This window comes from Pseudomonas sp. Sample_24 (assembly GCF_004307605.1).
GTDB lineage: Bacteria > Pseudomonadota > Gammaproteobacteria > Pseudomonadales > Pseudomonadaceae > Aquipseudomonas.
In genome coordinates, this window is record NZ_RCNW01000297.1 from 1 (window position 1) to 6,892 (window position 6,892).

7 protein-coding genes and 1 tRNA gene are annotated in these 6,892 nt (G+C 59.4%); 2 read left to right on the plus strand and 6 right to left on the minus strand.

The annotated features are described in order from the left end of the window. Together D8V06_RS16065 and D8V06_RS16070 are read left to right on the plus strand one after the other, a co-directional pair. Window positions 1-389 (plus strand): EAL domain-containing protein (locus tag D8V06_RS16065; RefSeq protein ID WP_130931299.1); only part of this gene is annotated, 389 nt, incomplete at its 5' end. Window positions 390-744: 355 nt separating this feature from the next. Continuing rightward, window positions 745-3,021 carry a nitric-oxide reductase large subunit gene (locus D8V06_RS16070; protein WP_130907726.1) on the plus strand — a complete coding sequence of 759 codons (2,277 nt, stop codon included), beginning with the start codon at window positions 745-747 and terminating at the stop codon, window positions 3,019-3,021. A 51-nt stretch (window positions 3,022-3,072) separates the two neighbouring features. Here D8V06_RS16070 and D8V06_RS16075 read toward each other — a convergent pair whose 3' ends face one another. The 6 genes from D8V06_RS16075 to D8V06_RS16100 all read right to left on the minus strand — a co-directional run bounded on the left by D8V06_RS16075 (window position 3,073) and on the right by D8V06_RS16100 (window position 6,836). Then, window positions 3,073-3,519 (minus strand): Hsp20 family protein, encoded by a 447-nt coding sequence (locus D8V06_RS16075; RefSeq protein ID WP_056853716.1) that lies wholly within the window; start codon window positions 3,517-3,519, stop codon window positions 3,073-3,075. Window positions 3,520-3,652: 133 nt separating this feature from the next. Then, complete coding sequence (locus D8V06_RS16080; RefSeq protein WP_130931300.1) at window positions 3,653-4,612, minus strand: tRNA-dihydrouridine synthase; 960 nt, start codon at window positions 4,610-4,612, stop codon at window positions 3,653-3,655. Window positions 4,613-4,687: 75 nt separating this feature from the next. Next, entirely contained in the window at window positions 4,688-5,125 is a 438-nt protein-coding gene (locus D8V06_RS16085) for a thioesterase family protein (protein WP_056853718.1), read from the minus strand. Between the two features lie 48 nt (window positions 5,126-5,173). Further along, window positions 5,174-6,007, minus strand: a complete 834-nt coding sequence (locus D8V06_RS16090) for an alpha/beta hydrolase (protein WP_056853719.1) — start codon at window positions 6,005-6,007, stop codon at window positions 5,174-5,176. 29 nt (window positions 6,008-6,036) lie between these two features. Then, entirely contained in the window at window positions 6,037-6,576 is a 540-nt protein-coding gene (locus tag D8V06_RS16095; RefSeq protein WP_056853720.1) for a TetR/AcrR family transcriptional regulator, read from the minus strand. Window positions 6,577-6,760: 184 nt separating this feature from the next. Next, window positions 6,761-6,836 (minus strand) — tRNA-Glu (locus tag D8V06_RS16100). Window positions 6,837-6,892 lie beyond the last annotated feature (56 nt).

The window sequence follows — 6,892 nt, forward strand, 5'->3', positions numbered from 1 at the left end:
TGAAACTGGAAATCACCGAAGGCATCGTCATCCAGAACCTGGAAGACACCATCAGCAAAATGCGTCGCCTGAAAAAACTCGGCGTCAGTTTCGCCATGGACGACTTCGGCACCGGCTATTCATCTCTGACCTATCTCAAGCGCCTGCCGGTCGACACCCTGAAAATCGACCAGTCGTTCATCCGCGACGCCACCACCGACCCCAACGACGCCGAGATCATCCGCGCCATCGTCGCCATGGCCCGCAGCCTGGAATTGAAGGTGATCGCCGAAGGCGTGGAAACCGCTGAGCAATTGGCGTTTCTGCAGGGATTGGGCTGCCACTTTTATCAGGGGTATTTGCATAGCCAGCCGTTGCCGGTTGAAGAGTTTCAAAAACTGCTCAGGTAACACCTCTTTCTCGTAGGAGCATGGCTTGCCCGCGATGGCGATTTCATGGGTGTCATCGCGGGCAAGCCATGCTCCTACAGTGCTCTGCACGCTTTCATACCTCTGTATGAATGGTTAAAACCAATACATCACCCCACTGAACCTGTGTAGGAGAGACGCCGCACCGGTGTGCGCCGTACATTGATCCCACGCATTCGGTCCGCGGACAAACGTCCTGCACCGCTAGTCAAATGATCGCGACAACCGATCATTTTCCCGAAGCAACACCCCGGCGTCTCTTCCCGATCACACGGCCGGGTTTTCTGCGCCCGCATACTCGTTATGCGGGCGCTTTTTTTTGACATAAAGGTGCTCCATGGGTGAATACCGCAAATTATGGTGGTCGCTGATTGGCGTCCTCGGCGTGACCTTCTGCCTGCTCGGCTGGTTCGGCCACGAGATTTACCGGCAGGCGCCACCGATCCCGGAAACTGTACAAAGCGTCGAGGGCAAAACCCTGTTTCGTGCCAGCGACATCCTCGACGGCCAGACGGCCTGGCAGGGCATCGGTGGCATGCAGCTGGGCTCGATCTGGGGCCATGGTGCCTATCAGGCGCCGGACTGGACCGCCGACTGGCTGCACCGCGAACTGCTCACCTGGCTCGACCTGGCGGCGCAGCAGAATTATGGCAAGCCTTACCAGCAAATCGATGATGATCAGCAGGCCCTGCTGCGTCATCAACTCAAACGCGAATACCGCGGCAATCGACTTGTCGACGGCACACTGGTGCTCAGCGATCGCCGCGTCGAGGCCATCGCGCAAACCGCCGAGTATTACCATGCCCTTTTCGGCAATGACCCGGCGCTGCATCACAGCCGCGAAAGCTTTGCCATGAAAGAAAACACCCTGCCCGATAGCGCCCGGCGCCAGCAGCTCACGCGCTTTTTCTTCTGGACGGCCTGGGCTGCCGCCACCGAGCGCGAAGGCCAAAGCGCGACATTCACCAACAACTGGCCCCACGAGCCGCTGATCGACAACCACCCGACCGCCGAAAACATGGTCTGGTCCATCGTCAGCATCGTCGTACTGCTGGCGGGTATCGGTTTTCTGGTCTGGGGCTGGGCGTTTTTGCGCAACCACGACGAAGGCCAACCCAAGGTCCCGGCCCAGGACCCGCTGAGCCTGATCAGACTCACGCCTTCGCAAAAAGCCCTGGGCAAATACCTGTTGCTGGTCGGAGCGCTGTTCGGTTTTCAGGTGCTGATGGGTGGCGCGACCGCGCACTACACAGTCGAAGGCCAGGATTTCTACGGACTGCCGCTGTCGAAATGGTTTCCGTACTCACTGACCCGAACCTGGCATTTGCAAAGTGCTATGTTCTGGATCGCCACTGGTTTCCTCGCGGCGGGGCTGTTTCTGGCGCCGTTCATCAATGGCGGCAAAGACCCCAAATGGCAGAAGCTCGGAGTGGATGTGCTGTTTTGGGCGCTGGTAATGGTGGTCGTGGGTTCCTATGCCGGCAACTTCCTCGCCATCGCCCAATTGATGCCGGCGCAATGGAGCTTCTGGCTGGGGCACCAGGGTTACGAATACGTTGATCTGGGCCGTCTGTGGCAAATCGCCAAGTTCGCCGGGATCGTGTTCTGGCTGGTGCTGATGTTGCGCGCAATGGTGCCCGCCTTGCGTCAGCCGGGCGATAAAAACCTGTTGGCTCTGCTGGCCGCGTCGGTGGTGGCGATCGGTCTGTTCTATGGCGCTGGCCTGTTCTATGGTGAGCGCACCCATCTGTCGGTCATGGAGTACTGGCGCTGGTGGGTCGTGCACCTGTGGGTCGAAGGCTTCTTCGAAGTGTTCGCCACCACCGCCCTGGCCTTCATTTTCACCAGCATGGGACTGGTCTCGAAACGCCTGGCCACCAGCGCCACTCTCGGCTCGGCCTCGCTGTTCATGCTCGGCGGTGTACCCGGGACTTTCCACCACATCTACTTCGCCGGGACCACTACGCCGGTGATGGCGGTCGGCGCAACCTTCAGCGCCCTGGAAGTGGTACCGCTGATTCTGCTCGGACATGAAGCCTGGGAAAACTGGCGCCTGAAGGAACGCGCGCCGTGGATGGCCCGGCTGCGCTGGCCGTTGCAGTTCTTCATCGCCACCGCGTTCTGGAACATGCTCGGTGCCGGGGTGTTCGGCTTCCTGATCAACCCGCCGATTGCGCTGTATTACATTCAGGGCCTGAACACCACGCCGCTGCATGCCCATGCGGCGTTGTTCGGGGTTTATGGCTCGTTGGCACTGGGCTTCAGCCTGCTGATCCTGCGCTATCTGCGACCTAACCTGCAGTTCAATGACCGACTGATGAACACCGGTTTCTGGTGGCTCAACGGCGGGCTGATGCTGATGATCGTTACCAGCCTGTTGCCGATTGGCATCCTGCAGTTTTACGCCAGCGCCAGCCAAGGGCTGTGGTACGCCCGAAGCGAAGCGTTCATGCAGCAAGACCTGCTGCAAACCCTGCGGTGGGTGCGTACGTTCGGCGATGTCGTGTTTCTGGTCGGCGCGTTTGCGCTGATCTGGCAGATCGCTGGCGGCTTGCTGTTTTCGTCGCGCCATCCCCGTGGAATCGAAGCAGCGGCAGTCAAGGGCCAACGTTAAATTGCAGGCAGTAAAAAGGGCGCCGTTGGCGCCCTTTCCTGTTGCTCTGGATTAGTGTTGCAGAGCCGGTTTTTGCGTCCCGTTGATCGGGATACGCTTGGCTTTCGCCTCTTCTGGCACTACCCGCAGCAAGTCGATGCTCAACAGACCGTTGCTCAGGCCAGCGGATTTGATCTCGATGTGGTCCGCCAGACGGAACGACAATTTGAAGGCCCGCTGGGCGATGCCTTGGTGCAGGAAGGTCACGCCTTCGTTGCCGTCACGTTTGCCGCCACTGATGGTCAGCACACCCTTCTCGACTTGCAACTCCAGGTCTTCTTCCTGGAAACCCGCCGCGGCCACGACGATGCGGTATTGGTCGTCGCCGTGTTTTTCCACATTGTAGGGTGGATAGCTGCTGCCTGGCTCGTTACGCAGGGCGGTTTCAAACAGGTCGTTGAAACGGTCGAAGCCAACCGAGGAACGGAACAGAGGCGCCAGGGAAAATGCAGTAGTCATGATTCAAATCTCCTGAAAACAATCAGCAAGGTTTTGTGTCTCCGCGACCCGAATTCGGCATCGCGTAACCCATACATAGGGACCACTGATTGCTTTTCAAGAGCGCATTTTCTGCTTTTTTTAATAAAGAGCTTCAGGCCGCTTCGGCCACCGGCAGACCCAGCAAACGCGATACGTTATCCAGCTCGGTCTCACGCCGCAGCACCGTGAACAGCTCGACAGCCTCGGGATAATTGCGCGTCAGCATCGCCAGCCATTGCTTCAAGCGGCCCGGGGATTGCCGAGCCGTCATCTGCGCCTTGGCTTGCAACCAGAAATCCTGGATCAACGGCAACAGCTCGGTCCAGGTCATTTCCACGACCTCTTCACCCGCTCGTGCGGCGGCGATTTGCTTGGCCAGATCGGGACGCGAAACCAGGCCGCGGCCGAGCATGATGTCTTCCACACCGCTGATTTCGCGGCAACGGCGCCAGTCGTCGACGCTCCAGATATCACCGTTGGCGAACACCGGCACCTTGACCACGTCCTGCACCCGCGGAATCCACTCCCAGTGCGCTGGCGGCTTGTAGCCATCCACTTTGGTCCGGGCATGCACCACGATGTGTTCCGCCCCGCCTTCGGCCAGCGCCGTGGCGCAAACCAGCGAGCCGTCCGGGCTGTCGAAACCCAGGCGCATTTTCGCGGTAACAGGAATGTGCGCTGGAACGGCGCGACGGACATGCTCGACGATCCGGTTAAGCAGCTCGGGCTCTTTGAGCAGCACAGCACCGCCACGGGATTTGTTCACGGTCTTGGCCGGGCAACCAAAGTTCAGGTCGATCACCTCGGAACCCAGCTCACAGGCCAGCGCGGCGTTTTCCGCCAGGCATACAGGATCGGAACCGAGCAGTTGCACACGCAGCGGTACACCGGAGGCCGTGCGGGCGCCGTTGAGCAGCTCTGGGCCGAATTTGTGGAAATAGGCCGGCGTGAGCAACTGATCGTTGACCCGAATGAACTCGGTCACACACCAATCGATGCCACCCACTCGGGTCAGCACGTCGCGCAGGATGTCGTCGACCAACCCCTCCATGGGCGCCAAAGCAATTTGCATGAAAAAACACACTCAACGAAAAAACGTGCGGCAGTTTACTGGATTATCGAGCGAAAGACTTGCCACACAGTCTTGTCAAATCAGGACCTGTAAGGCCGGGCCATAGCCTTCGATGAACTCGGCCGGCATGCGCTTGGGCTTGCCGCTGGACAGCTCAATGCAGACGAAGGTGGTTTGCGCCCGCAACAAGGTCGAATTGTCACTTGGACGCTTGAGCTGGAAATGCCGGGTCATTTTGAGGCGCTGATCCCAATCGACGATCCAGGTCGCCAATTGCAACTCATCACCTTCATAGGCGGCAGCCAGGTAATCAATTTCGTGCCGTACCACTGCCATGGCCCGGTCCAGGCGACGGTATTCGACCAGATCCAGGCCAAGGCGCTGGGAATGGCGCCAGGCACAGCGTTCGAGCCAGGTCACGTACACCGCATTATTGGCGTGGCCCAAACCGTCAATGTCCTCGGCGCCCACTTGCAAATCAATGATGAACGGCGTTGCCCGATCCCAGCCCATGCCCCACTCCCGGTCAGATTATTTCGACCGGGGCAGTGTAACGGAAGCTCAGGCCGATTGGCGCGATTGCAGGCTGCGACCGGCCAGCAGTGATAACACGCCATCAATCACCCGAGGGTCGGCCAGCACTCGCTGATGACCGCCCTCCGGCAAGCGCAGCAAGCGACTGTCGAACCAGGCTTCGTGGATCAGCTGCGACTCCCTGACCGAGACAAAGTCGTCGTCTTCGGCGTGAACGATCAGGCCAGGCATGTCGAGTTGATAGTGGGCGACATCCAGCATCGCAGCGCGCATCCCGACATCTTTCTCGACTTGGCGAATAAACGCCGAACGGGCTTTGGGCGGCAGGCCCACATACCGGGCAAATCCGCGCAACACGCCAAGAATGCGAGCCGGAGCGCCAATGGTGACCAGCGTTTCGGTGCGCAAGCCCAGTTGCACCGCAAGCATGGCACTGGCGCCGCCCATTGAATGCCCGATGACGGCCTGCAACGGCGGCAGCTCGGCGGCCGCTTCCAGCATGGCGCGGGCGAACAACACGACGTTCGCTTCACTGCCGGGTGAGCGACCGTGGGCCGGACCATCCAGGGCGACCACCGAGTAACCGGCGTCGACCAGCGCAGTAATCAAACTGGCGAACTGTGTCGGCCGCCCTTCCCAGCCGTGCATCAGCAATACCGCTGGGCCTTGCCCCCAACGCAACGCCGACAGGCCAAACCGCAAGGTAATCCGCTCGGACCTCGCCAGCAGCGGAAGCTCCCAATCACGGGGCGGCAAATCCCTTGGCGTCATGAACGCCAGTCGCATCTTGCTTGCCACCAGTTTCGGTGCAAACCAACCCAAGGTGCCATTCACGCCACGAACCCACTTCAACGTGCTCATCGCATTCTCCCCAGGCCGCAGCCTTCAGGTCACAGCACCGCTGATTTGGCGGCGCGAAGTAAACGATCGGACAACTCTCCCGGCCCCAGCGCCCGCGCCAGAGCCAGACCTCCCACCATCAACGCCATATCAGCCAGGGCCTTGTCGGTGTCTTCCGGGCTGGCCGCCAACTGCGCGACCATCATTTCCACGTGTTCATTCAGGGCGATTCGAAATGCTTCCGGCAGTCGCCCCAGCTCACCGACGGACGCCGGGATCGGGCACGCCGATTCCGACGAGTCCCGGTGTTTGCGCGACAGATAAAACGCCGCCACCAACGCGCGACGTTCTTCACCGGTCAATTCGGCATCCATATCGGCAATCAGGCCTCGGCGATGACCGAGCAACTGCTTGAACGCCTCCAGCATCATTGCGTCCTTGCTTTCGAAGTGCGCATAGAAGCCGCCAACCGTCAGACCGGCCGCCCCCATCACTTCACCCACGCTCGGTTCGGCCGGGCCACGCTGAATCAGCGCTGCACTGGCGGCCTTGAGAATGCGTTCGCGGGTTTGAGCTTTTTTATCGTTCATCGTTGCCTCCGAATATTACGATTAGAATATTATTCTCATAATAATATTCTGCAAGTGGTGGATGTGACCGCTGGTCTGAAGAACAGTTTGAAAGAATTGGGGAGATTTGGCCAAACGCCAGACAAACAAAAGGGCCATTCAATAATTGAATGACCCTTATAAAATCCCGCAGAGCGGGTAATCGTGGCGTCCCCTAGGGGACTCGAACCCCTGTTACCGCCGTGAAAGGGCGGTGTCCTAGGCCACTAGACGAAGGGGACACAAACCCTTCTATACAACTGATCAGTGCTGAGAGCTGATCGATTCAAGGCCGGTG

Excerpts from the sequence above, each read along its gene's own strand:
- D8V06_RS16070 (WP_130907726.1), top strand. The coding sequence starts at position 745 with ATGGGTGAATACCGCAAATTATGGTGGTCGCTGATTGGCGTCCTCGGC.
- D8V06_RS16075 (WP_056853716.1), bottom strand. The coding sequence starts at position 3,519 with ATGACTACTGCATTTTCCCTGGCGCCTCTGTTCCGTTCCTCGGTTGGC.
- D8V06_RS16080 (WP_130931300.1), bottom strand. The coding sequence starts at position 4,612 with ATGCAAATTGCTTTGGCGCCCATGGAGGGGTTGGTCGACGACATCCTG.
- D8V06_RS16085 (WP_056853718.1), bottom strand. The coding sequence starts at position 5,125 with ATGGGCTGGGATCGGGCAACGCCGTTCATCATTGATTTGCAAGTGGGC.
- D8V06_RS16090 (WP_056853719.1), bottom strand. The coding sequence starts at position 6,007 with ATGAGCACGTTGAAGTGGGTTCGTGGCGTGAATGGCACCTTGGGTTGG.
- D8V06_RS16095 (WP_056853720.1), bottom strand. The coding sequence starts at position 6,576 with ATGAACGATAAAAAAGCTCAAACCCGCGAACGCATTCTCAAGGCCGCC.